At 71.8% G+C, this 24,685-nt stretch carries 25 protein-coding genes; 20 read left to right on the top strand and 5 right to left on the bottom strand.

The features are described 5' to 3' along the window. Positions 1-16 precede the first annotated feature (16 nt). The 3 genes from VNG13_12935 to VNG13_12945 are packed head-to-tail and all read left to right on the top strand — an operon-like array spanning position 17 to position 2,135. Positions 17-880 (top strand): DegV family protein, encoded by an 864-nt coding sequence (locus VNG13_12935; GenBank protein HVA61423.1) that lies wholly within the window; start codon positions 17-19, stop codon positions 878-880. Positions 881-903: 23 nt separating this feature from the next. Beyond that, complete coding sequence (gene holA, locus VNG13_12940) at positions 904-1,875, top strand: DNA polymerase III subunit delta (protein HVA61424.1); 972 nt, start codon at positions 904-906, stop codon at positions 1,873-1,875. Beyond that, positions 1,872-2,135, top strand: coding sequence for a hypothetical protein (locus tag VNG13_12945; protein HVA61425.1), 264 nt, complete (start codon positions 1,872-1,874; stop codon positions 2,133-2,135). Before holA ends, VNG13_12945 begins: the two co-directional genes overlap by 4 nt. Here the strand turns inward: VNG13_12945 and rpsT are convergent, their stop codons facing one another. Then, positions 2,136-2,396 (bottom strand): 30S ribosomal protein S20, encoded by a 261-nt coding sequence (gene rpsT, locus VNG13_12950; GenBank protein HVA61426.1) that lies wholly within the window; start codon positions 2,394-2,396, stop codon positions 2,136-2,138. Between the two features lie 126 nt (positions 2,397-2,522). Here rpsT and lepA point away from each other — a divergent pair, with 126 nt between their 5' ends. Further along, a complete protein-coding gene (gene lepA / locus VNG13_12955; protein ID HVA61427.1) occupies positions 2,523-4,352 on the top strand; it encodes a translation elongation factor 4 in 1,830 nt (609 codons plus the stop codon). A 41-nt stretch (positions 4,353-4,393) separates the two neighbouring features. Next, the gene (hemW, locus tag VNG13_12960; GenBank protein HVA61428.1) at positions 4,394-5,566 is read left to right on the top strand and encodes a radical SAM family heme chaperone HemW; all 1,173 of its coding nucleotides are present in this window, start codon (positions 4,394-4,396) and stop codon (positions 5,564-5,566) included. Here hemW and VNG13_12965 read toward each other — a convergent pair whose 3' ends face one another. Then, on the bottom strand, positions 5,567-6,361 hold the full coding sequence (locus VNG13_12965; protein ID HVA61429.1) for a MerR family transcriptional regulator: 795 nt from the start codon (positions 6,359-6,361) through the stop codon (positions 5,567-5,569). 70 nt (positions 6,362-6,431) lie between these two features. Here VNG13_12965 and VNG13_12970 point away from each other — a divergent pair, with 70 nt between their 5' ends. The 10 genes from VNG13_12970 to era all read left to right on the top strand — a co-directional run bounded on the left by VNG13_12970 (position 6,432) and on the right by era (position 14,905). After that, positions 6,432-7,334 carry a diiron oxygenase gene (locus tag VNG13_12970; protein HVA61430.1) on the top strand — a complete coding sequence of 301 codons (903 nt, stop codon included), beginning with the start codon at positions 6,432-6,434 and terminating at the stop codon, positions 7,332-7,334. A 160-nt stretch (positions 7,335-7,494) separates the two neighbouring features. Beyond that, positions 7,495-8,514 (top strand): heat-inducible transcriptional repressor HrcA, encoded by a 1,020-nt coding sequence (gene hrcA / locus VNG13_12975; GenBank protein HVA61431.1) that lies wholly within the window; start codon positions 7,495-7,497, stop codon positions 8,512-8,514. Between the two features lie 22 nt (positions 8,515-8,536). Beyond that, positions 8,537-9,667 (top strand): molecular chaperone DnaJ, encoded by a 1,131-nt coding sequence (gene dnaJ / locus VNG13_12980; protein HVA61432.1) that lies wholly within the window; start codon positions 8,537-8,539, stop codon positions 9,665-9,667. Beyond that, positions 9,664-10,413: a 16S rRNA (uracil(1498)-N(3))-methyltransferase gene (locus VNG13_12985; protein ID HVA61433.1), complete on the top strand. Its 750-nt coding sequence runs from the start codon at positions 9,664-9,666 to the stop codon at positions 10,411-10,413. The genes dnaJ and VNG13_12985 overlap by 4 nt, the downstream gene beginning before the upstream one ends. A gap of 24 nt (positions 10,414-10,437) precedes the next feature. Then, positions 10,438-10,785 (top strand): histidine triad nucleotide-binding protein, encoded by a 348-nt coding sequence (locus VNG13_12990; protein HVA61434.1) that lies wholly within the window; start codon positions 10,438-10,440, stop codon positions 10,783-10,785. A gap of 94 nt (positions 10,786-10,879) precedes the next feature. Next, a complete protein-coding gene (locus tag VNG13_12995; protein HVA61435.1) occupies positions 10,880-11,893 on the top strand; it encodes a PhoH family protein in 1,014 nt (337 codons plus the stop codon). A 7-nt stretch (positions 11,894-11,900) separates the two neighbouring features. Continuing rightward, the gene (gene ybeY / locus VNG13_13000) at positions 11,901-12,377 is read left to right on the top strand and encodes an rRNA maturation RNase YbeY (protein ID HVA61436.1); all 477 of its coding nucleotides are present in this window, start codon (positions 11,901-11,903) and stop codon (positions 12,375-12,377) included. Next, complete coding sequence (locus VNG13_13005) at positions 12,374-13,669, top strand: hemolysin family protein (GenBank protein ID HVA61437.1); 1,296 nt, start codon at positions 12,374-12,376, stop codon at positions 13,667-13,669. Before ybeY ends, VNG13_13005 begins: the two co-directional genes overlap by 4 nt. After that, positions 13,662-14,009, top strand: coding sequence for a cytidine deaminase (locus VNG13_13010; protein HVA61438.1), 348 nt, complete (start codon positions 13,662-13,664; stop codon positions 14,007-14,009). Before VNG13_13005 ends, VNG13_13010 begins: the two co-directional genes overlap by 8 nt. Then, positions 14,006-14,905 carry a GTPase Era gene (gene era, locus VNG13_13015; GenBank protein HVA61439.1) on the top strand — a complete coding sequence of 300 codons (900 nt, stop codon included), beginning with the start codon at positions 14,006-14,008 and terminating at the stop codon, positions 14,903-14,905. Before VNG13_13010 ends, era begins: the two co-directional genes overlap by 4 nt. Before the next feature lie 7 nt (positions 14,906-14,912). On the opposite strand, the gene VNG13_13020 is transcribed toward era, so the two are convergent. Next, the gene (locus VNG13_13020) at positions 14,913-17,555 is read right to left on the bottom strand and encodes a S53 family peptidase (GenBank protein HVA61440.1); all 2,643 of its coding nucleotides are present in this window, start codon (positions 17,553-17,555) and stop codon (positions 14,913-14,915) included. A gap of 101 nt (positions 17,556-17,656) precedes the next feature. On the opposite strand from VNG13_13020, the gene recO reads away from it, so the two are divergent. Further along, positions 17,657-18,382, top strand: coding sequence for a DNA repair protein RecO (gene recO, locus VNG13_13025; protein HVA61441.1), 726 nt, complete (start codon positions 17,657-17,659; stop codon positions 18,380-18,382). Beyond that, positions 18,379-19,155 carry an isoprenyl transferase gene (locus VNG13_13030; protein ID HVA61442.1) on the top strand — a complete coding sequence of 259 codons (777 nt, stop codon included), beginning with the start codon at positions 18,379-18,381 and terminating at the stop codon, positions 19,153-19,155. Before recO ends, VNG13_13030 begins: the two co-directional genes overlap by 4 nt. Before the next feature lie 10 nt (positions 19,156-19,165). Here the strand turns inward: VNG13_13030 and VNG13_13035 are convergent, their stop codons facing one another. Next, the gene (locus VNG13_13035) at positions 19,166-19,477 is read right to left on the bottom strand and encodes a DUF6703 family protein (protein ID HVA61443.1); all 312 of its coding nucleotides are present in this window, start codon (positions 19,475-19,477) and stop codon (positions 19,166-19,168) included. Positions 19,478-19,509: 32 nt separating this feature from the next. Between VNG13_13035 and VNG13_13040 the strand changes: the two genes are divergently transcribed. Further along, a complete protein-coding gene (locus VNG13_13040; GenBank protein HVA61444.1) occupies positions 19,510-19,839 on the top strand; it encodes an antibiotic biosynthesis monooxygenase in 330 nt (109 codons plus the stop codon). Between the two features lie 152 nt (positions 19,840-19,991). Here the strand turns inward: VNG13_13040 and VNG13_13045 are convergent, their stop codons facing one another. Then, a complete protein-coding gene (locus VNG13_13045) occupies positions 19,992-20,456 on the bottom strand; it encodes a peroxiredoxin (GenBank protein HVA61445.1) in 465 nt (154 codons plus the stop codon). A 103-nt stretch (positions 20,457-20,559) separates the two neighbouring features. Between VNG13_13045 and VNG13_13050 the strand changes: the two genes are divergently transcribed. Then, on the top strand, positions 20,560-21,942 hold the full coding sequence (locus VNG13_13050) for a glycine--tRNA ligase (protein HVA61446.1): 1,383 nt from the start codon (positions 20,560-20,562) through the stop codon (positions 21,940-21,942). 52 nt (positions 21,943-21,994) lie between these two features. Next, positions 21,995-24,682: a pyruvate, phosphate dikinase gene (ppdK, locus tag VNG13_13055; protein HVA61447.1), complete on the top strand. Its 2,688-nt coding sequence runs from the start codon at positions 21,995-21,997 to the stop codon at positions 24,680-24,682. Positions 24,683-24,685: the final 3 nt, after the last annotated feature.

Here is a 24,685-nt window from a genome sequence, read left to right on the forward strand (position 1 = left end):
GGCTACCGTGACGGACATGTCGGGTTCGGGTCGGGTTGCCGTCGTCACCGACTCCACCGCCTACCTGCCGGACGGGCTCGCCGGGCGCTACGACGTCGCCGTCGTACCGCTCCGGGTCGTGATCGACCACCGATCCGGAGCCGAGGGCCGCGACGTGCACCCGGCTGAGGTCGCCGAGCTGCTCGGCGGGCCGGGCCACCGCCGCCACCGGATCACCACGTCCCGGCCGAGCCCGCAGGACTTCACCGTCGCCTACCAGGCCGCGGCGCGGGCCGGGGCGAGGGCGCTGGTCTCGGTGCACCTGTCCGGTGCGCTGTCCGGGACGGTGGAGTCCGCCCGTCAGGCCGCCGGCTCGGCGCCGGTCCCGGTCCGGGTCGTCGACTCGCGGACCACCGCGATGGGTCTGGGTTTCGCCGTCCTCGCGGCCGCTGAACTGGCCGCCGGCGAGCGTTCGCTGGACGAGGTGGCCACCGCGGCCGAGCTCGCCGCCGGTCGGACGACGACGCTGTTCTACGTCGACACCCTCGAATACCTGCGCCGGGGCGGGCGGATCGGGCAGGCCTCAGCGCTGCTCGGGTCGGCACTCGCGATGAAGCCGTTGCTCCACATGGCCGGTGGGGGGATCGAGGCGCTGGAGAAGGTGCGCACCGCAAGCCGGGCGATCGGCCGACTCGCCGAGCTCGCCGTCGACGCGGCCGGCACCGGTCCGGTGGACATCGCGGTGCATCATCTCGGGTCCCCGGACCGGGCCGACGCGCTCGCCGCAACGCTGCGTGGCCGGTTGCCCGCACTCCACGCGCTCTACGTCGGCGAGGTGGGTGCCGTGATCGGGGCGCACGTCGGCCCCGGCGTGCTCGCCGCCGTCGTCTCCCGCCGCTGACCCGCGGGTGGGATGCTGCCCCCATGCCCCCGCCGACGCGGATCAGCCCGGCGACCCTCGTTCTCGGTGATGAGGACCTGCTGGTCTCCCGGGCGGTGTCCCGGATCGTCGACCTGGTGCGCGCGGCCGATCCGGCGGCCGATGTCGTCGACCTGCCGGCCGCCGGGATCGACGCCGATCGTTTCGACGAGATCAGCTCGCCGTCGTTGTTCGGCGAACGCCGCGTCCTCGTCATCCGAGACGCGCATCAGGCGGCTAAGCCGCTCGCCGAGGCGATCCTTCGGCAGGCATCCGCGCCGGCCGACGACATCGCCCTCGTCGTAACGCACGCCGGGGGGGCCCGCGGGAAGGCCCTCGCCGACGGCCTGCGAGCGGCCGGCGCCGAACTCGTCGAGTGCCCGAAGCCACGCTGGCCGGAGGACCGCGAACGGTTCCTGATCGATGAGGTTGCCGCCGCCGGTGGCACGATCACGCGGGAGGCGGCGCAGGCCTTGCTCGTCGCCCTCGGCACCGACCTGCGGGACCTCGCCAACGCGGCGGCCCAGCTGGCAGCGGACTCCGGAGGTTCGGTCGACGAGGTGGTGGTTGCCCGCTACCACAGCGGGCGCGCCGACGCGAGCAGCTTCGCAGTCGCCGATCGGGCGGTCGAGGGCAACCTCGCCGGTGCCCTCGAGCTGCTGCGCTGGGCGCTCGGCGTCGGACAGTCCGCCGCCGGCATGACCGCCGCACTTGCGATCAACCTGCGGACCATCGCGCAAGTCGCCGGGGCCGGTCGGTCGAGTTCCGCCCAGGCCGTCGCGGCCGAGCTGCGGCTGCCGGTATGGAAGGTACGCAAGGCCCAGGGCTGGGCCCGCGGATGGCATCCGGAAGCGCTGGGCGTGGCCGCCCGGGCCGTCGCCGCGGCCGACGCCGCGGTCAAGGGCGCCGAGGTCGATGCCGGATTCGCCGTCGAGCGAGCCGTGCTGGCGGTCACGGCTGCGAGGAACGGCACGTGACCGCCCCGGGCCGGATTCCGATGTATTGGCGGCTCCTGCGCCTGCGTCACCTGCGCCCGAACGGCTGGCAGCGCGCCCTGTTCGCCGACGCCCCGCTCGCGGCCGCCGCGGTGCTCGTCCTGGCCGACGTGGTCAGCGCGTGGACTCTCGTGGCTCTTCCCGTGACGGTCGCCATCGTCGTCAAGCTCAACGATGCCCTCGCTGGACTGCTCCTGCGCGGTGGCACCGACGGCGCGGGGCCGCCGGAGCTCGGAGCCTGATCAGAGCGCGGCGGCTCGCTTCGCCATCGCCGACTTCTTGTTCGCCGCCTGGTTGGCATGGATGACGCCCTTGCTGGCCGCCTTGTCCAAGGTGCGTGACGCCTCGCGCAGCAACTCCTGGCTGGCCGCCTGGTCACCGGCGTCGGCCGCCTCCCGGAACTTGCGTACCGCGGTTCTCACCGACGACTTGACCGCCTTGTTGCGCAGCCGGGCCTTCTCATTGGTCTTGATCCGCTTGAGCTGGGACTTGATGTTGGCCACGCGGGAACCTCGGTTGGTCGTCGGGGGAGCGGCCGGGTGTGAGGCGAAGCCGCGGATACGCACGATATCAGCGCGCTCCGCTCGCGGTCCACACACTCGACCGGCCCCGCTGTGGGACGATGGGCCGTGCCCGCCACTGCGCCGGCCGGCACCGACCCGGCCCGGATCCGCAACTTTTCGATCATTGCGCACATCGACCACGGCAAGTCCACCCTCGCCGACCGGATGCTCGAGGTCACCGGGTTGGTCGAGGGCCGGCGGATGCGCGCCCAGTACCTGGACCGGATGGACATCGAGCGCGAGCGCGGGATCACGATCAAGGCGCAGAACGTCCGCCTGCCCTGGGTCTGCGGCGGCGCCGACTACGTCCTGCACCTCATCGACACCCCCGGCCATGTCGACTTCTCCTACGAGGTCTCCCGTTCGCTCGCGGCCTGCGAGGGTGCGGTGCTGCTCGTCGACGCGGCGCAGGGGATCGAGGCGCAGACCCTCGCCAACCTCTACCTCGCGCTCGAGAACGACCTGCACGTCATCCCGGTGCTCAACAAGATCGACCTCCCGGCGGCCCAACCGGACAAGTACGCCGAGGAGATCGCGCACATCCTCGGCTGCGGGCCGGGCGAGGTGTTCCGGGTTTCGGCGAAGACCGGGGAAGGGGTGCGTGACTTGCTCGACGCGGTCGTCGCGCAGGTGCCCGCCCCGCAGGGCGACCCGGACGCGTCGCCGCGTGCGCTGATCTTCGACTCGATCTACGACCAGTACCGGGGGGTCGTGAGCTACGTCCGGGTCGTCGACGGCCGACTGTCCACTCACGACCGCTGCCTCATGATGTCGACCCGGGCGGCGCACGAGACCCTGGAGGTCGGCGTCATCGCGCCGGAGCCGGTGGCCACCGGCTCGCTCGGGGTCGGCGAGGTCGGCTACCTCATCTCCGGCGTGAAGGACGTTCGACAGGCACGGGTCGGTGACACCGTGACCAGCGCGACCCGGCCGGCTACCCAGATGCTGGCCGGCTACCGGGACCCTAAGCCGATGGTCTACTCCGGGCTGTATCCGCTCGACGGCTCGGACTACCCGATGCTGCGCGACGCCCTGGACAAGCTCCAGCTCAACGACGCGTCGTTGGTCTACGAACCGGAGACCTCCGCCGCCCTGGGCTTCGGGTTCCGGTGCGGCTTCCTTGGGTTGCTGCACCTGGAGATCGTGCGGGAGCGCCTCGAACGCGAGTTCGGCCTCTCGCTCATCTCCACCGCACCGAACGTCGTCTACGCGGTGCACCTGGAGACCGGCGAGGAGCTCGTGGTCACCAATCCGAGCGACTGGCCGGAAGGCAAGATCGCCGAGGTCCGGGAGCCGGTGGTGAAGGCCATGCTCCTGCTACCGAGTGAGTATGTCGGTGCCGTGATGGAGCTCTGCCAGTCCCGCCGGGGCCTGCTCGAAGGGATGGACTATCTGTCCGCGGATCGGGTCGAGTTGCGCTACCGGCTGCCGCTCGGCGAGATCATCTTCGACTTCTTCGACACGCTGAAGTCGCGGACCCGGGGCTATGCCTCCCTCGACTACGAGCCGGTCGGAGACGAGCCGGCCGAGCTGGTCAAGGTCGACATCCTGCTCCAGGGCGAGCCGGTCGACGCGTTCAGCGCCATCGTGCACAAGGACAAGGCCTACGCGTACGGGGTGGCGCTGACCGCGCGGCTGCGCGAGCTCATCCCGCGCCAGCAGTTCGAGGTGCCGATCCAGGCGGCGATCGGCTCGCGGGTGATCGCCCGCGAGAACATCCGGGCGATCCGCAAGGACGTCCTCGCCAAGTGCTACGGCGGGGACATCACCCGCAAGCGCAAGCTGCTCGAGCGGCAGAAGGAGGGGAAGAAGCGGATGAAGACCATCGGCCGGGTCGAGGTACCGCAGGAGGCCTTCATCGCGGCGTTGTCCACCAACCCCGACAGCTCGGCTTGAGCCGCCCGCCCGAAGGCGAACCGGCCCCGCCTGACGGCACGCTGCCCGGCCCGGCCCGGGAGCAGCTCGGCCGGCGGCCGTTCGGCGTCTACGTGCACGTCCCGTTCTGCACGGCACGCTGCGGCTACTGCGACTTCAACACTTACACGGCGAGCGAACTGGGCGGGGGCGTCTCGCCGGCCAGCTACCGGCCGCTCGTCGAAGCCGAGCTGGCCCTGGCCCGGCGGGTCCTCGACGGCTTCCCGGGTCCGGTGGGCACGGTCTTCTTCGGCGGCGGCACCCCGTCGCTGCTCCCCGCCGACGACATCGTCGCGCTGCTCGACGCGCTCGGGGCGTCGTTCGGGCTGGCCGGCGACGTCGAGGTCAGCGTCGAGGCCAATCCCGAGTCGCTGGACCGGGCCTACCTCGACCGGCTGGTAGCCGGCGGGGTGACCCGACTCTCCCTGGGTATGCAGTCGGCCAGCCCGCGGGTGCTGGCCGCGCTCGACCGGGTGCACACCCCCGGCCGGGTGGTCGAGGCGGTGGCCGACGCCCGGGCGGCCGGGATCGGGCAGCTCAGCCTCGACCTCATCTACGGCGCGCCGGGGGAGACCGCGGCAGAGTGGCGCGGCTCGCTCGACGCCGCGCTGAGCGCCGCGCCGGATCACGTCTCCGCGTATGCGCTCACCGTCGAGCCAGGCACCCGGCTTGCCGCCCGGATCGGCCGTGGCGAGCTGGCCGGGCCGGACGACGACGTTCTCGCCGACCGGTACCTGCTCGCCGAGGAGGTCCTGTCCGCGGCCGGTCTGCGCTGGTACGAGGTGTCGAACTGGGCCGGCTCCCGGGACGCCCGGTGCCGGCACAACCTCGGCTACTGGTCCGGCGCCGACTGGTGGGGTTTCGGACCAGGGGCGCACAGCCACGTGGGCGGCGTCCGGTGGTGGAACGTCCGGCACCCGTCGGCGTACGCGGAGCTGGCCCGGGCCGGCCGGAGTCCGGCCGCCGCCCGGGAGATCCTCGACCCGGGGGCTCGGCAGCTCGAACGGGTGATGCTCGGCCTGCGGATCGTGGAAGGGCTGCCCCTCGGCGAGCTGTCTGCGACCGGCCGCCGCGGCGCGATCAGGGCCGCCGCCGACGGCCTGCTCGACCCGGTCGCCCTGGCGGACGGCCGCGCGGTGCTCACCGTCCGCGGCCGGTTGCTGGCCGACGCCGTGGTCCGGGATCTCACCGACTGATCAGGCGGAGTCGGCGGCCTCGACGGATGGGCCGGGAGCCTCCTCGCCGAGGGCGGTCTCGACCGCCTCGGCCATCGCCGCCCGGAAGGTGGCGAGCAGCGCCTGCCCGGCCAGCGGCTGGATGATCTCGATTACCGAACCGATCCCCGCCCAGCGTTCCTCCGGGCGACCGGCGTCGACGAACTCGCGCCAGACCGTGTCGCGGACCAGGTCCACGTAGAGCGTCGCGGCCCGCTCGGCCAGCCGGGTGACCTTGAGCTGGGTCGCGAGCACCGCCTCCAGCGGCAACCCGAGCCGCACCACCTGCTGCCCCGCGGCGAGCAGCGACGGGTTGAGGACGCGCACCCGCCCCGGGCCGGCGCGCTCCACCACGCCGAGCTTCACCAGGGTGTCTAGCGCTCGTTCGTCGGGGGCGGTGCCGGCCCGCTCGGCGAGCGCGGCGGTCTCGATCTCCTCCGGCTCGTCGGGCAGCCACGGGGTGACGACGGCCCGCATGGCCGCGAGCTCCGCGGCGCTCGCGTCGGCCGGTGCGTGCCGGAGCAGCCGGGCGACGGCGGCCAGGGTGTAGCCCTCGTCGAACAGCTGCCGGACCAGGTTGAGCCGGGCGACGTGCGCCGCCCCGTAGTAGCCGGTCCGGCCGACCAGCCGGGGCGGCGGGAGCAGCCCGCGGGATGCGTACGCCCGCACATTGCGCACCGTCATGCCGACCCGCGCGGCGAGCCGGTCGATGGTGAGCTCGTCCCCGGATCCGGATCCGGATCCGTGACGAGCGTCACCCGGTGCCGCGATTGACATCCCGCCACGATACCGCTCTCATGTGACATAGCTAGTGTCACATGATGTATGACACGTCGGAGGGGTGCTCATGGCGACCATCGCAACCGAGCCGCGAAGCGCGGAACAGACCGCGGAGCGGCTGCTGCACGCCTCGGCTGAGCACTGGTTCGATCCCCTGACGGCGATCGACTGGGACGCTCCGCTGGCCCCCGACCGGGGCTGCATGCCGGCGCACCGGGTCAGCCTGTTCGGCACCGAGCTGTGGGACCGGATGAGTTCCGAGCAGCGGCTCGACCTGTCCCGGCACGAGATCGCGAGCCTGGCGGGGGTCGGGATCTGGCTCGAGACGATCCTGCTCCAGATGCTGGCCCGCCACATCTACGACCGGGATCCGCGGACCCGGCACGTGCAGTACGCCCTCACCGAGATCGCCGACGAGTGCCGACACTCCGTCATGTTCGCCAGGATGATCGAGAAATTGGGCTGCCCGAACTACCGGCCGCAGGGTCTGGCCCACGCGCTCGGCCGGTTGATGAAGACCGTGTCCGCCGGGCCGGAGATCTTCGCGGCGGCCCTCATCGCGGAGGAGATCCTCGACCGGATGCAGCGGGAGGGGATGGCCGACGCCTCGCTCCAGCCGCTGGTTCGTGAGGTATCCCGGATCCACGTCGTCGAGGAGGCCCGGCACGTCCGCTACGCCCGCGAGGCGCTGATCCGGGTCATGCCGAGGCTCGGTCCGCTCCAGCGCGAGCGGGTCCGGTTCGCGACCGCGGCCTCCGCCTGCGTGATCAGCAGTCAGCTCATCCATCCCGGGGTGTACGCCGCGGTCGGCCTCGACCCGACCGAGGCCCGCCGGGCGGCCGCGACCAACCCCCACCACCGGGCGACGTTGGCCTGGGCCGCCGAGCGGCTCGCCGCCTTCTTCACCGAGGTAGGGGTGCTGGGCGGCCCGTCCACCGCGCTGTGGCGGCGGGCGGGCCTCCTGTCCTGAGCCCATGATCAGCGCGAGTGTGCAATTTCCGACACCGGCCCACGCGTGGCCGACGCCGCGAGACGTCGGAAATTGCACACTCGCCGGCTCGGCCCGGGAAGCTCGGCGGCGCCGTACACTGGCACTCGGTGGCGGTGAGTGCCAGGCGGAGGTGACCGGCATGCTCGACGATCGCAAGCTCGACGTGCTTCGGGCCATCGTCGAGGACTTCGTCTCGACGAACGAGCCGGTCGGGTCGAAGACCCTCGTGGAGCGCCATCACCTGCACGTTTCTCCGGCGACGATTCGAAATGACATGGCGGCCCTCGAGGAGGAGGGCTACATCACCCAGCCGCACACCAGCGCGGGGCGGATCCCGACCGACCGTGGCTACCGGCTGTTCGTCGACCGGCTTTCCACGGTCAAGCCGCTCTCCACGCCGGAGCGGCGCGCTATCGAGTCCTTCCTCGAGGGTGCCGTCGACCTCGACGACGTCGTCCGGCGCACCGTCCGGCTGCTCGCCCAGCTCACCCGGCAGGTGGCCGTCGTCCAGTACCCGTCGCTGTCCCGCTCCTCCGTCCGGCACATGGAGCTCGTGCCGATCGCCCCAGCCCGGCTGCTTGTCGTGCTCATCGTGGACACCGGCCGGATCGAGCAGCGCGTCGTCGAGCTCCCCGACGTGGTCGGGGAGGACACGGTGCGCGACCTGCGCGACGCGATCAACGGCCGGATCGCCGGCCGGCCGCTCGAGGAGGCGCCGAGCGCGATCTCCGATCTGCCGGAGGCGGTCGGGCCGGAGCGGCGGACCTTGGCCGAGCTGGTCGTCTCGGTGACCCTGGAGACTCTGGTCGCGCAGCCGGAGGAGCGGGTCGTGCTCGCCGGTACGGCGAACCTGGCCCGGTTCACCACCGACTTCCCCCTGGTCATCCAGCCGATCCTCGAGGCGCTCGAGGAGCAGGTGGTCCTGCTCACCCTGCTCGGCGAGGCGCAGGACCCGACCACGATCAAGGTGAGCATCGGTGGGGAAAACCCCCACCTGGGCCTGCAGACCGCGTCGATCGTCACCACCGGCTACGGCAGCGGTGACCGGGCGTTGGCCAGTCTCGGGGTGCTCGGCCCCACCCGGATGGACTACCCCGGCGCGATGGGGGCGGTCCGTGCCGTCGCCCGCTACCTCGGGCACATCCTGGCGGAGTCGTGACGGCAGCCGGGAGCGGCCGCTGATGGCCGTCGACTACTACTCCGTCCTCGGGGTACGCCGCGACGCCGGCACCGAGGAGATCAAGAAGGCCTACCGGCGGCTCGCCCGCGAGCTGCACCCCGACGTGAACCAGGACCGGGCGTCGCAGGAGCGGTTCAAGGAGGTCACCGCCGCCTACGAGGTGCTTTCCGACCCGGCGAAGCGCGAGATCTTCGACCTTGGCGGCGACCCCCTGTCGGCGTCGGGGGCTGCGGCGGGTGCCGCTCCGTTCGCCGGCTTCGCGGGGTTCGGCGACATCATGGACGCCTTCTTCGGGGCCGGTGGGGGGGCCCGCCGCCCGCGCACCCGGGTGCGGCAGGGCGCCGATGCGCTGATCCGGCTGGACCTCGACCTCGCCGAGACCGCCTTCGGCCTCGCCCGGGAACTCACCATCGACACCGCGGTCGCCTGCGCCATGTGCAAGGGGGCCGGGACCGCACCCGGCACCCACCCGGAGACCTGCCCGACCTGCCGGGGACGCGGCGAGATCGCCACGACCACCCGGTCCTTCCTCGGCCAGGTGGTGACTGCCCGGGCCTGCCCGGACTGCGGTGGCGTCGGCACGAAGATCCGCCACGCCTGCCCGGACTGCGCCGGCGAGGGCCGGGTCCGCACCCGGCGAACACTCACGCTCACCGTGCCGGCCGGCGTGGAGGACGGGATGCGGTTGCGGCTGGCCGGCGAAGGTGAGGTGGGGCCCGGGGGCGGCCCGCCGGGCGATCTCTACGTCGAGATCCGGGAACGCCAGCACCCGGTGTTCGAACGACACGGCGACGACCTGCATTGCAAGGTCACCTTGCCGATGACCGCCGCCGCGCTCGGCACCCAGGTTTCGCTCCAGACCCTGGACGGCGAGGAGGTTCTCGACATCCGACCCGGCACCCAGCCGGGCAGTGTGCTCACCCTGCGCGGCCAGGGGGTCCCGCACCTGTCCCGGGAAACGCAGCGGGGAGATCTGCACGTTCACGTGGAGGTCGTGACACCGACCCGGCTCGACCCGGAGCAGGAGAGGCTGCTCCGGGAGCTCGCGGAGTTGCGTGGCGAGGACCACCCGCAGGCGACGATCGGCGCCGGAGGGCGGATCTTCTCCCGGCTGCGCGACGCCTTCCGGTGACCGCGCCGGTCTTCCTCTGCACCCGAGACCAGCTGGATGGCGACGTCGTGGTCCTCGCCGGCGCCGAGGGCCATCACGGCGCCGACGCCCGCCGGATGCGCCCCGGAGAGCGGCTGCGACTCACCGACGGGAACGGGCGGGTGGCCGACGGCGTCGTCACCACCGCGACCCGGGGGCAGCTCGGCGTGGCCGTGCAGAGCCGCTCCGACGTGCCGGCTCCGACCCCGCGGATCACGGTCGTGCAGGCGCTGGCCAAGGGGGACCGGGCCGAACGGGCGATCGAGGCGATGACCGAGATCGGCGTCGACGAATTCGTGCCCTGGGCCCCGCAACGCGCCATCGTGGCGTGGCGTGGGGAGCGGGTCGATCGCGGGTTGGCCCGCTGGCGATCCGCCGCGGCCGCCGCCGCGAGGCAGTCCCGGCGGGTCTGGTTCCCGGTGGTCGGCGAGCTGGCCGACCGCGCCGAGGTCGAGCGGCGGATCGCGGCCGCCACTTTCGCCGTCGTCTGCCACGAGGCCGCGGACGCGCCGCTGTCCGGTCGCGCCGTCCCGACGACCGGGGAGATCGTCATAGTGATCGGCCCCGAAGGGGGGCTCGACGAGACGGAACTGGCCGGGCTCGCCGCCGCCGGGGGACAGCCGGTCCGGCTCGGTCCGACCGTGCTGCGGACCGGGACCGCCGGCGCCGCCGCCGCCGCGCTGCTCCTCGCCGCCTCGGGCCGCTGGGCCGCCGTGGGCGACGCCTGATCGAGCCCGGCTATCCTGCCCGGCGTGGCCGAGGACTGCCTGTTCTGCCGGATCGTCGCCGGCGAGGTGCCGGCGAGCCGCGTCGCGGAGACCGCGCGCACGCTGGCCTTCCGGGACGTCAACCCGCAGGCTCCGACGCACGTTCTGGTCATCCCGAAGGAGCACCACCGGGATGTGGCGGCGCTGGTCGCCGCCGACCCCGCTCTGCTGTCCGAGCTGATGCGCGCGGCTACCGGCGTAGCGGAGCAGGAAGGGGTCCACGAGTCCGGCTGGCGTCTGGTGTTCAACACCGGCCTCGAAGGCGGGCAGACCGTCTCCCACGTGCACGGACACGTGCTCGGCGGCCGCCGGCTGGGCTGGCCACCGGGCTGAGCGAGGACCGGTGGCGAGCACCTGTCGCGGGTAGCATGGTGATCGTCGAGTCCGCGATCCGAGGGAGGCTGCGGCGGCCGGCACGGCCGCGCCCATGGCAGACACCCCACAGGTACAGACGAAGATCGTCGTCCCCGGCTCGCATGCGATGGTAAGCCTGCTCGGCTCGCGGGACGAGTTGCTCCGGGTCATCGAGCACGCGTTCCGCAGCGACATCCTCGTCCGGGGTAACGAGATCACGATTACCGGGGATCCGGCCGAGACGGAGTTGGTGAGCGAGCTGTTCGCCGAGCTGCTCACCGTCCTCGACCGCGGCGACGCGCTCACCCCGGACGCCGTGGAACGCAGCGTCGCGATGCTGCGCACGGACAGCCCCGAACGCCCGGCCGACGTGCTGACGCTGAACATCCTGTCCGGCCGTGGTCGCACGATCCGGCCGAAGACGGTGAACCAGAAGCGTTACGTGGACTCGATCGACGTGCACACCATCGTGTTCGCCATCGGCCCGGCGGGCACCGGCAAGACCTACCTCGCGATGGCGAAGGCCGTCCAGGCGCTGCAATCCCGGCAGGTCAACCGGATCATCCTCACCCGACCGGCGGTCGAGGCCGGTGAGCGGCTCGGCTTCCTCCCCGGCACGCTCTACGAGAAGATCGACCCGTACCTGCGTCCCCTCTACGACGCCCTGCACGACATGCTCGACCCGGAGTCCATTCCGCGGCTGATGGCTGCCGGCACCATCGAAGTAGCCCCGCTCGCCTACATGCGCGGTCGTACCTTGAACGATGCCTTCATCATCCTTGACGAGGCACAGAACACGAGCCCGGAACAGATGAAGATGTTCCTGACGCGGCTGGGTTTCGGCTCGAGGATCGTCGTCACCGGCGACGTGACCCAGGTGGACCTGCCGTCCGGGACGCAGAGCGGACTGCGGATCGTCCGGGACATCCTCGACGGTGTCGAGGACGTGCACTTCGTTAACCTCACCAGCCGTGACGTCGTCCGGCACAAGCTGGTGAGCGACATCGTCGACGCCTACGCCCGCCACGACGCCGCCGCCCGCGCGACGCACGGCGGTTCGCGCCGGCCCGGCCGTTCCGGCCGCTAGGACGCCTGTGTCCGTCGAGATCCTCAACGAGTCGGGTGTCGCGGTCGACGAGGTGGCGCTCGCCGCACTGGCCCGCTTCGTGCTCGACGAGCTCGGTGTGCATCGGATGGCCGAGCTGTCCATCCGGCTGGTCGATGTCGCGTCGATGGAGCGGCTGCACGAACTGTGGATGGGAGAGCCCGGCCCGACCGACGTGATGGCGTTCTCGATGGACGAGTTGCCGGCCAGCCGTGGCGACGACGACGAGTCGTTGCCGCCGGTGTTGCTCGGTGACGTCCTGCTCTGTCCCGAGGTTGCCGACCGGCAGGCCCGGCACGCCGGGCACTCGGTCGAGCAAGAGATCGACCTGCTGTGCACCCACGGCGTGCTCCACCTGCTCGGCTACGACCATGCGGAAGCGGTCGAGGAGCAGCAGATGTTCGCTGTCCAGAGCGAGCTGTTGGGCCGGTGGCGGGATACCCGGACCGCACGGGAGCCGCGATGAGCAACGGCGATGTCGGCCTGATCGTCACCGCAGCCGTGCTGGTCGCCGTGGCAGGGGCGGCCGCCTGCTCGGAGTCGGCGATCTCCCGCGTGTCCCGGGTTCACGTCGACCTGCTGGTCCGGGAGCGTCGCCGCGGCGTAGCCGCGCTGTCCCGGGTCCTCGCCGCCCCGGCCCGCTACCTCGAGCTGTTGCTGCTGCTCCGCTCCGCCGCCGCCCTCACCGCCACGGTCGCGGTCGCGGTCGTCTGCGTCGACGGGCTCGGCGGGACGTGGCTGGGAATCCTCGTCGCCGCGTCCGTCATGACCGTCACGGATTACGTCGTCGAGGCGGTGGCCCGGACGGTTGGCCGCCGCCACGCCGGCACGGTCGGCCGGGTGGTCTCCGGCACCCTGCTGTTCGGCGGGCGCCTGCTCGCGCCGCTGACCGGGGTGCTGGTGCTGCTGAGCAACGCCCTGACCCCCGGTCGTGGGCTGCGCGACGGGCCGTTCAGCTCGGAGGCCGAGCTGCGGGACATGGTCGACCTCGCCGAGGAGCGTCAGGTCATCGCCCGCAACGAGCGCGAGATGATCCATTCGGTCTTCGAGCTCGGCGACACCTTCACCCGTGAGGTCATGGTGCCGCGCACCGAAATGGTGGTGATCGAGCGGACGAAAACCGTGCGCCAGGCGCTGTCCCTCGCGCTGCGCAGCGGCTTCTCCCGGATCCCGGTGTTCGGGGAGAGCGAGGACGACATCGTCGGTGTGGTCTATCTCAAGGACCTGGCCAAGCACGCCTACGACGATGGGGCACCGTCGAACCGGGTGGACACGGCGATGCGCGCACCGACCTTCGTCCCGGATTCCAAGCCGGTCGACGAGCTGCTCCGGGAGCTACAGGCGCGCCAGACGCACCTGGCGATCGTCATCGACGAGTACGGCGGCACGGCCGGTCTCGTCACCATCGAGGACGCGTTGGAGGAGATCGTCGGCGAGATCACCGACGAGTACGACCGGGAGCTGCCACCGGTCGAGCAGGTCGACGCCGACACAGTTCGGGTGACCGCGCGCCTGCCGGTGGAGGATGTCGAGTCGATCTACCGGGTTCACCTGGAGGAGGAGGGGGTCGAGACGGTCGGTGGCCTGCTGGCCTCGGCGCTCGGCCGGGTCCCGATCCCCGGCGCCACCGTCGAAATCGCCGGGCTGACCTTCCTCGCCGAAAGTGCCAAGGGCCGGCGCAATCGGATCGGCACCGTGCTCATCCGCCGGACCGAGCAGCACCCGGCCGAGCCGATCGTGGAGCCCGCGGATGCCTGAGCCGGCGCCGCTCGACCCCGAGGACGCCAAGCTCGTCGCCCTGGCCCGGGCGGCCCGGACCCGGACGGGGGCCCTCGCCGGGGCCGCGGTCCGGGACGACACGGGACGTACCTATGTCGCCGTCTCGGTCGACTTGCCGTCGCTGCGTTTGACGGCGGTCCAGCTTGCGGTCGCGATGTCGCGCAGCAGCGGAGCCGGCCGGCTGGAGGCGGCGGTCCTGGTGAGCCCGGTGCCCGCGCCGGACCCCGCCGATCTCGCCGTGCTCCACGACGTCACCGCCGGGTTCCCGCTGCACGTGACCGACCCCGATGGCCTCCCGCACCGGTCGCAGCCGGAGTGACCGGCGCCGCGAATTTCCGCTGCGGCTTCGCCTGCCTGGTCGGGCGACCCAACGTCGGCAAGTCCACCCTCGCCAACGCTGTCGTCGGGCGCAAAGTCGCGATCACCAGCCCGCAGCCGCAGACCACCCGGCGCGCGGTCCGGGGGATCGTGCACCGATCCGACGGCCAGTTGGTTCTCGTCGACACCCCCGGCCTGCACCGCCCGCGCACCTTGCTCGGCGAACGCTTGAACAGCCTGGCCCGCTCCACCCTGGCCGAGGTCGACGTCGTCTTGTTCTGTGTGCCGGCCAACGAGAAGGTCGGCCCCGGCGACCGCTTCATCGCGGCCGAACTGGCCGGGCTGAAGGGAACAGCCGTGGTGGCCGTGGTGACCAAGACCGACCTGGCCGACCGGGATCGGGTCGGCGAGCGGCTACTCGAGGTGGCCGGTCTCGGGACGTGGGCGGAGATCGTGCCGGTCTCGGCCGAAGCCGGCTACCAGGTAGATCTGCTGCTCGATCTGATCGTGCCGATGCTGCCGCCGGGGCCGCCGCTGTACCCCGACGGTGAGCTCACCGACGAGCCTGATGTGGTGCTCGTCGCCGAGCTCGTCCGTGAGCAGGCCCTGGTCGGGGTGCGCGACGAGCTTCCGCATTCGATCGCGGTCACCGTGGAGGAGATCCGCCCGCGACCCGACTCGGATCTGCTCGACATCGGCGCGGTGCTCTGGGTGGAGCGGCCGAGTCAGAAGGCGATCGTGATCGGTGTCGGCGGGGAGCGGCTCAAGACGATCGGCAGTCGGGCCCGACAGCAGATCGAGGCACTGCTCGGCGCCCGGGTCTACCTCGATCTGCGGGTGAAGGTCGCCAAGGATTGGCAACGCGACCCCCGGCAGCTGCGCCGGCTCGGCTTCTGAGCCCGGGTCAGGAGATCGTCGCGGCGGTTGCCGAGGCGCCTCCGGCGAGACCGCCCCCGTGCGGCACCCATGGCCCGACGGTCGGCGAGAGCCGGCGCGAATACAAATGACCGTTGGTGCCCTCGACGTACGCGGTGACCAGCGGCGGTTGGCTGGCGTTCGGCTGATCCGAAAGACCCACGCCACCGACGAGGCCGCCGCCGAAATTCGCCACCGGCGTGAACGCGCCGGTGGTCGTCGTGGCGTAGTACAGATGGTGGCCGGCACCGCTGCACCCGAAGCCCAGTGTGGTGCCCTCGACGGCGAGCGCCGGTCGGTCGTAGCAGCTGAATGGCGTGTGGTGCCAGCCGGAGCCGACCAGGCCACCGGCCGGCGTGACCCGCACGGTCTGCTCGTACAGCGGGTAAGGGCCCGAGCCGGGCCCGTCGACGAAGGCCTCCACGGTCCCGTCGATCTCGGCGACGGCCGGGCCGCTCGTGGCGTAGCCGCCGATCCCGGTAAATGCGCCGAGTCCCTGCTGGTCGATGGTCGGCACGGCCGCCGCCGGCGAGGCGAAGGTGGCGTACCCGATGTAGACCTCGTGGTTCGACGGATTCACGCAGGCGACGTACAGGTCCCCGCTTCCGGGCAGGGCGAACGCCGCGATGTCCCCGCAGCCGACGGTGGATTTCGGCACCAGGCGGGTCCACCCGGTTGTGTCGCTGCGGATCCACGGCTGGTGATTCGAGGTGACCGCCAGGTAGAAATTCTGCCCCTCCACGCTGGCGAGCACCGGGAGCGAGCTCGCGTTCCCGCCCAGTGCGGCGAATCCACCGGACGTGCTCTTCCACGAGTACACCCCGCCGGTGAACGTTCGGACGACGGCCAGGTCGCCGTGGCCCACCGCCCGGGTGCCCATGGCGGTCCCGAGAACGTCGGCGAAGATTCGGTCCCAGTTCGGGGTTCCCAGGCCGGTGACCTCGTCGTACCCGTTACCTGCGACGAAGCCGGGGTTGCCGGCGTCCGCGTTGCTCCCGCCGTCGTTGATGTCCTGGAAATCGGCAACGGCGGGGCTACCGGCGGGTCGGGGCGCCAGGGTGCCCCGGTACAACTGCGGGTGGATGTCGCCAAGGCCGCCGACGATCCCGTGGGCGATCAACTCGTCGGCGAGTAGCGCCGCCTGGGTCGGTGCGGCGAGGCTGGTGGCGCCGATCGAGGACCAGTAGGCCGCTTCGGGACAGCTCGGCGGCGACCCGCTCTGGCAATTTTCGGTGCTGACCACCGCGAAGCCGGGGTCGGCGGCGGAAGCGATGTCGGGCACCAGGCGCTTGGCTGCCGGGGCGACCCCGGTCTGCCAACCCGGCTGGGCGAAGTAGCTCGACGCCCCGCCGCCGGAGCAGGTGCTCGGGGAGTTCGCGGAGCAGGCCCACGCGGTTTCGGTGGTCTGCGTGTTGTCCGCGGGGTCGAGGGCGAGAACCGTGCCCCCGACGCCGATCACGTGCGGGGAGGCAGCCGGCAGGTCGACCGCGGGGCCGCCGGTCGGGTTGCCGGAGGCGCTGCAGTCGGTCGTCCCGTTGTCCCCGGACGGCGCGAAGATCGTCACCCCGGCGGCATCCACGTAGGCCAGGATGCTGTCGAAGTTCTGCGCGTCCGACTGGGTGCCGAAGTTCGTCTCGCACTGCCCCCAGGACACGGTGAGCGCGCTGATCGGCACTCCGTTGGAGGCGTCGTCGCCGACCGCGAGGAAGTCCTCGATCTCGCCTAGGGTGTCGTTTCCGGAGGCGTACACCCGCTGGCGGGCCGTCGGAGCCACCCCGAGCAGGGTCTCCTGGTCGAGGGCTACCTCGTCCGAACCGCCGACACTGCCGTCGCCGCTTCCGCAGAAACTTTCCGTGGTTCCCGGATCGGGTACCGGCGGGTCCGACGGGTCGACGACGATGCCGGCGTACTGGCCTGGCTTGATCGGGATGTTCATCGTCTTCGCGTAGGTGGCCAGGTCACTCGGGATCGCGCCGCGGGTGGTCGCCGCGTCCGGCCAGTCCGCGAGCTGGATGCTGGCGATCGTCTGGAGCCCGAGCGAGTTGGGGTTCGGCACGGCGGAGACGCCGTAGGCCTGTCGAAGGTTCGCCCCGGTGAGGTACTGCGGCGGTCCCCCGGAGGAGCTGTACACGGTCTGGAAGTTGCTGTAGGTGGTGCAGCCGGCCAGTGGCCGCGCGGCGGGGCGGGTCTCGTCGCCGCCGTAGGCGGCGGCGACGAGACCGCCGAGGTCGGCGGGGATCCGGGGGAGCGGGCGCCCGAGCCGGGCCCGGGGCTGCACCGCGCGGGCGGACCCGAACAGCCGGGTGACGACAGCCGCCGGACCGTTGACCAGTACGGCGAGCGGGGAAACGCGCACCACGGTAAGCCCGTGGGACCGGGCGGCCGTCTCGACCCGCTCCCGGTCGACGCTGCTGGGGAGCAGCTGGGCGAGCCGGTCGATCCGGCTGCGGTGGGACAGCCCGTGCGATTCGGCGAGCCGGCTCAGAGCCGGCTCATCCCGTGGCGCGAGCAGCAGGAGTACCCGCTCGGTGCCGGCGGCCGGCCGGGTGGCCGCATCGGCGAGCACCGCCGGCGCGCCTGCGCTGAGCACGGCAGCCACGGCCGCGACGGCGACGAGGCGGGCAGGGCGCATGGTTGACCTTCGGGGCACGACGGAGGAAGTCCGATCAGCTTGTCACGCGGGGTGCCGGCGCGCCGGGATTCGGCGCGCCGCGCGCCGGTTACTCTCGGCCGGTGACCCTCTACCGCGACGAGGGGATCGTCCTGCGCACCCAGAAGCTGGGAGAGGCCGACCGCATCGTCACCCTGCTCACCCGGCGAACCGGCCGGGTGCGGGCGGTCGCCAAGGGGGTACGGCGCACCAAGTCGAGGTTCGGCGGGCGGTTGGAGCCGTTCAGCCGGGTCGACGTGCAGCTCTACGTGGGGCGCTCGCTGGACATCGTGACCCAGGTCGAGAGCCTGGACGCGTTCGGCGCCGTGCTGGTCGGTGACTATCCCTCCTACACGGCCGGGACCGCGGTGCTCGAGGCGGCCGAACGGCTCACCGCGGAGGAGCGCGAGCCGGCGCTGCGCCTGTACCTGCTGGTCGCCGGGGCCTTGCGCGCGCTCGCCGTCCACGAGCATGCCCCGGTCCTCGTCCTCGACGCGTTCTTGCTCCGCGCCCTGAGCGTCGCCGGGTATGCGCCGGCCCTGTCCAGCTGCGCCCAGTGCGGAGCGCATGGTCCGCACCGGCACTTCGCCGTCGCCCTCGGAGGTGCTGTCTGCCCGGACTGCCGGCCACCCGGTGCGGCCACGGTCTCCGCGCCGGCGGTCGGCTTGCTCAACGCGTTGCTTCTCGGCGACTGGGCGACCGCCGAGGCGAGCCCGGCCCGGCGCGAGTCCAGCGGGCTGGTTGCCGCCTACCTGCAGTGGCACCTCGAGCGCGGGCTCCGGTCGCTGCCCCTCGTGGACCGCCGATGACCCGCGGTGCGGCGCGCCGGCCGCGCCCGCATCCCTCCGGTGCCCCGCCGCCGGAGCTCCCGCCCCAGCTGGTGCCGCGCCACGTGGCACTGGTCATGGACGGCAACGGTCGATGGGCGGCGCAGCGGGGCCTGCCGCGAACCGCGGGCCACGAGGCTGGCGAGTCGTCGCTGCTGGACTGCGTCGAAGGCGCCATCGAGATCGGGGTGCGATGGCTCTCCGCCTACGCGTTCTCCACCGAGAACTGGCGGCGCTCACCCGACGAGGTGCGCTTTCTGATGGGATTCAACCGAGACGTGATCCGTCGCCGGCGGGACGAGATGCACGAGATGGGGGTGCGGGTCCGCTGGGCCGGCCGCCGGCCCCGGCTCTGGCGCAGCGTCATCCGCGAACTCGAAGCCGCCGAGGAACTGACCCGGGCCAACCGGGTGCTCACCCTCACCATGTGCGTCAACTACGGGGGGCGGGCCGAGATCGCGGACGCGGCCCGGGGGATCGGGCGCGACGTTGCCAGCGGCCGGCTGGACCCGGAGAAGATCGACGAACGGCTGGTGCGTCGTTACCTCGACGAGCCGGAGATGCCCGACGTCGACCTGTTCGTCAGGTCCTCCGGGGAGCAGCGGATCTCGAACTTCCTGCTCTGGCAGTCCGCCTACGCCGAGCTGGTTTTCAGCGACACGCTGTGGCCGGAGTTCGATCGCCGCGACCTGTGGGCGGCGATCGAGACCTACGCCGCGCGGGACCGGCGCTACGGCGGCGCGTTGCCGCGGTGAGGCGGCCCGGTCAGCGGCCGGCCTGCCAGCCGGCCGCCACTACGACGAGGGCGACGGCGGCCATGCGGCCGAGTCGGGGGCCGGGCTCGAGCCTGGGCCAGGACAGGGTGAGCAGCCAGCCGAGCAACCCGGCGATGCCGAGCAGCGCGACCGCCCCACCGGGCCCGCGGACGAACAGGCCGGTGAGTAGTAGCGCGACCGCCCCGAGGAACACCACCCAGCGTGGGGCGGCGGCCAGGTAGGCCGCCGGGCGCAGGCTGAGCCGTTCCACCCGCCGCCGCAGGTCCGAGGCGGCGCGGGGCGGGTCTTTCGGGGTCGGCACGGCGACGATGGTCGCAGACGAGGGGAGTCCGGGTGCTGGCGGTGCTGCGGTTCGTCGTTCCGATCGGGACCGGGGTCGGGTTCGCCGACGCCGCCGGAGAGCTGCTGGCGGCGCTGTCCGGCCGCCCGGGCCTTCTCCGCGGCCAGCTCGGCCGGGCGGTCGACGACCCGCAGAGCTGGATTCTGGTCACCGAGTGGGTCGGCGTCGGCGACTACCGGCGGGCGCTCGGCACCGGCGAGGTCAAGCTGGCGAGCGGCCCGGTGCTCGGGTATCTGGACCCGCAGCCGAGTGCGTTCGAGGTGCTGGAGCTCCGCAGCGACGGACGGGTCCGGTCGACCCCGAGCGACCGGGCCGAACCGTAACCGACCCGCGGCGAGTGGGCGCTTTGCCCCGGCCAAACCGCCCACTCGACGCTTGGCCGCCGAGAACGATCGCCCACTCGCGCCGCGCCGGGCCGCGCCAGGCCGCGCCGGGCCGCGCCGCGCCGGGCCGGCCCGGGGGGTAACGGGGCCGGCTACCCGGTGGCGGCCTGGACCGCCCGGGCGATCGTGCGGGCCCCCTGGTAGGTCAGGCCGAGCAACGAGACGTGCCGCCAGGAGACCCGCCCGTCGGCGTCAACCACGAACACCGACCTCCGGGTCCCCAGCACGCTCTTGACGCCGTACAGCTCGGTCACCGTGCCCCCGACGTCGGCGAGCAGCGGGAACGAGAGCCCGCGGTGGGCGGCGAACTTCTCGTGGGAGGCCATGCCCTGGGTCGAGATCCCCCACAGCGTGGCTCCGACGTCGGTGAGCACGCTGAACTCGTCCTGGTAGGAGCACAGCTGCCGGGTGCAGACGGGCGTCTCGTCGCCCGGGTAGAACGCGAGGACCAGCGGATGCCCGCGCTCGGCGGCCAACGAGTAGTCGCGGACCCCGTCGGGCGAGGTGCCGGGAAGGGTGAAGTCCGGCGCCTGGTCGCCGACCGCTGGACCGCTCATTGCCGCACTCTCACCTCGTTGTCGATGACCGCACAGTAATCTCGTGCCAGCAGTTCCCGCCTCCCGGGCCTCACCACCGACCGCCAGCCGGATGGAGCAGACGATGGCCGCCGATCGTTTGGAAACCCTGGTCAGTCTCTCGAAGCGGCGGGGGATCGTCTTCCCGTCCAGTGACATCTACGGCGGCCTGCGCTCGTCCTGGGACTACGGACCGCTCGGCGTGGAGCTGAAGAACAACGTCAAGCGCCAATGGTGGAAGGCCATGGTGCACGAACGTGACGACATCGTCGGCCTCGACTCGTCGGTCATTCTCGCGCCGCAGGTGTGGGAGACCTCGGGTCACGTTCACGAGTTCGTCGACCCGCTCACCGAGTGCCTGGTGTGTCACAAGCGCTGGCGGGCCGATCATCTCGCGGAGAGCTACGCCGAACGGCACAAGGGCAAGCAGCCCGAACACGGCCTGGCCGACGTCAGCTGTCCGAGCTGCGGGACCAAGGGCTCGTTCACCGAGCCGCGGATGTTCAACGGGCTGCTCAAGACCTACCTCGGGCCGGTAGAGGACGAGAGCGGGCTGTCCTACCTGCGCCCGGAGACCGCGCAGGGCATCTTCATCAACTACCTGAACGTCCAGCAGTCGGCCCGGCGCAAGCCCCCGTTCGGCATCGGTCAGATCGGCAAGTCGTTTCGCAACGAGATCACCCCGGGGAACTTCATCTTCCGCACCCGCGAGTTCGAGCAGATGGAGATGGAGTTCTTCGTCCCGCCGGGAACGGACGAGGGTTGGCACGACTACTGGATCGCCGAGCGCACCAGGTGGTACGTCGACCTCGGGGTCGATCCGGGCGACCTGCGCCATTACGAACACCCGAAGGAGAAGCTCTCGCACTACTCGAAGCGAACGGTGGACATCGAGTACCGGTTCGCCTTCACCGGCACCGAGTGGGGCGAGCTCGAGGGGGTGGCCAACCGGACGGATTTCGACCTCACCGCCCACTCGAAGGCGACCGGGATCGACCTGTCCTACTTCGACCAGGAGAGCGAGCGCTACGTCCCGTGGGTGATCGAGCCGGCCGCGGGGGTCGACCGGGCCACGCTGATGTTCCTGCTCGACGCCTACGACGAGGACGAGGCGCCGAACACGAAGGGTGGCGTGGACAAGCGGACCGTGCTCCGGCTGGACCGGCGCCTCGCTCCGATCAAGGCGGCCGTCCTGCCGCTGTCCCGCAACGAGCGGCTGTCGCCGGTCGCCCGTGACCTCGCCGCCGAGCTGCGCCGGCGCTGGAACGTGGACTTCGACGATGCCGGGGCGATCGGGCGCCGCTACCGCCGGCAGGACGAGGTGGGCACCCCCTACTGCGTGACCGTCGACTTCGACACCATCGACGACCAGGCCGTGACGGTGCGCGAACGCGACTCGATGGCCCAGGAGCGGGTGGCCTGCGCGGCGCTCACCGGCTACCTCGCCGAACGGTTGCCAGCCTGCTGAGGGTTGCGACGTAGGGTTCGGTGGACGGAGCGGGTAGCCGAGGGAGCGCGGGTTGACGAAGTACGTCTACGACTTCACCGAGGGGAACCGGGACCTCAAGGACCTGCTCGGCGGCAAGGGCGCGAACCTTGCCGAGATGACCAACCTCGGGCTGCCGGTGCCGCCCGGTTTCACGATCACGACCGAAGCCTGCCGCGACTACCTCACCAGCGGCGAGGTGCCCAAGGAGCTTGCCGACGAGGTCAGCGAGCACCTGGACCGCCTGGAGCGGGCGCGGGGGAAGCGGCTCGGCCAGCCGGGTGATCCGTTGCTCGTCTCGGTCCGCAGCGGGGCGAAGTTCTCCATGCCGGGGATGATGGACACCGTCCTCAACATCGGGCTCAACGACGAGTCGGTGGACGGCCTGGCCGAGCAGTCCGGGTCGCCGCGATTCGCCTGGGACTCCTACCGACGTCTGGTCGCGATGTTCGGCAAGACGGTGCTGGGGATCGACGGCGAGCTGTTCGAGCACGCCCTGGAGGAGGCCAAGCGCCGGCGCGGCACGGCGAGTGACCTGGACCTCGACGGCGCGGATTTCCGCGCGCTGGTCGACGAGTACAAGACGATCGTACGCACCCACGCCGGGCGTGAGTTCCCGACCGACCCGCGCGAGCAGATGGACCTCGCGGTCCGGGCGGTCTTCGACTCCTGGAACGGCGATCGGGCCAAGCTCTACCGCCGCCAGGAACGGATCCCGGCCGACCTCGGCACCGCCGTCAACATCGTTGCGATGGTCTTCGGCAACATCGGCTCGGACTCCGGGACCGGCGTCGCGTTCACCCGGGATCCGGGCAGCGGGAACCAGGGTGTCTACGGCGACTATCTCCAGAACGCCCAGGGCGAGGACGTGGTCGCCGGCATCCGCAACACCCTGCCGCTCGAGCAGCTCGAGCAGATCGACAAGCCCTGCTACGACGAGCTGCTGCAGATCATGGCGACCCTGGAGAACCACTACCGCGACCTGTGCGACATCGAGTTCACCATCGAGCGGCACAAACTTTGGATGTTGCAGACGCGGGTCGGCAAGCGAACCGCGGCGGCGGCGTTCCGGATCGCCACCCAGTTCGTCGACGAAGGCCTGATCGGTCTCGACGAGGCGCTCACCCGGGTCACCGGGGCCCAGCTCGGCCAGCTGATGTTCCCCAGGTTCGACGACGCCGCGGCTCCCACCCGGATCGCCAAGGGCATGAACGCGAGCCCGGGCGCGGCCGTGGGCAAAGCGGTGTTCGCATCCGACCGCGCGGTCGCGCTCGCCGCCGCCGGTGAGCAGGTGATCCTGGTGCGCCGCGAGACCAACCCGGACGACCTCGGCGGGATGATCGCGGCCAACGGGATCCTCACCAGCCGGGGCGGGAAGACTTCTCATGCCGCCGTGGTGGCCCGGGGGATGGGAAAGACCTGCGTCTGCGGCGCGGAGGAACTCGAGGTCGACGTGCCGGGCCGCCGGTTCACCGCGCCCGGCGGGGTGACCGTCGAGGAGGGCGACGTCATCTCCATCGACGGGACCAGCGGAGCGGTCTACCTCGGCGAGGTCGCGGTCGTCCCATCGCCGGTCGTGCAGTACTTCGAGGATGCTCTGGCGCCGGACGGGGACGAGCTGGTGGCGGCCGTGCACCGGTTGATGAACCATGCCGACGAGCGGCGTCGGCTCGCGGTCCGGGCCAACGCCGACACCGGGGAGGACGCCGTCCGGGCCCGGGCCTTCGGCGCCCAGGGGATCGGCCTGTGCCGGACCGAGCACATGTTCCTCGGCGACCGCCGCCGCCACGTGGAGCGGCTGATCCTGGCCGAAGGCGACGAGCAGCGCGAAGCTGCCCTGGCCGCCCTGCTCCCGCTGCAGCGGGCGGACTTCGAGGCCATCTTCGCCGCGATGGACGGCCTGCCGGTCACCGTGCGGCTGCTCGATCCGCCGCTGCACGAGTTCCTGCCGGACCTGACCGAGCTCTCGGTCCGGGTCGCGCTCGCCGAGGCGGACGGCAAGGCGACGGCGGCGGACGTCAGCCTGCTGTTGGCGGTGCGCAGGTTGCACGAGCAGAACCCGATGCTGGGCCTGCGCGGTGTCCGGCTCGGCCTCGTGGTCCCGGGGCTGTTCGCATTGCAGGTCCGGGCGATCGCGGAGGCGGCGGCGGCGCGGACCCGGACCGGCGGCCGACCGGTCGTCGAGATCATGATTCCGCTGGTCGGCGCGGTCCAGGAACTGGAGGTGATCCGCGAGGAGGCGGAGGGCGTGTTGCGGGAGGTCGCCCGGGAGACCGGCGTCGACCTCGAGTACCTGATCGGCACGATGATCGAGCTGCCCCGGGCTGCGCTGACCGCCGGGCAGATCGCCGGGTCCGCCGAATTCTTCTCGTTCGGGACCAACGACCTGACCCAGACGACGTGGGGCTTTTCCCGCGACGACGTCGAGTCCTCGTTCTTCACCCGCTATCTGGACCTGGGCATTTTCGGGGTCTCCCCGTTCGAGTCGCTGGACCGTGACGGGGTCGGCCGCCTGGTGCGGATCGCCTGCGAGGAGGGACGTAGGGCCCGACCGGATCTGCACCTCGGGGTCTGCGGCGAGCACGGCGGCGACCCGGACAGCGTGCACTTCTTCCACGACGTCGGACTGGACTACGTGTCCTGCTCTCCGTTTCGGGTGCCGGTTGCTCGGCTCGAGGCCGGCCGCGCCGCCATCGAGGGCGCGGGCAGCGACAGTCGCTGACCA

Source organism: Mycobacteriales bacterium (genome assembly GCA_035533475.1).
GTDB lineage: Bacteria > Actinomycetota > Actinomycetes > DATLTS01 > DATLTS01 > DATLTS01.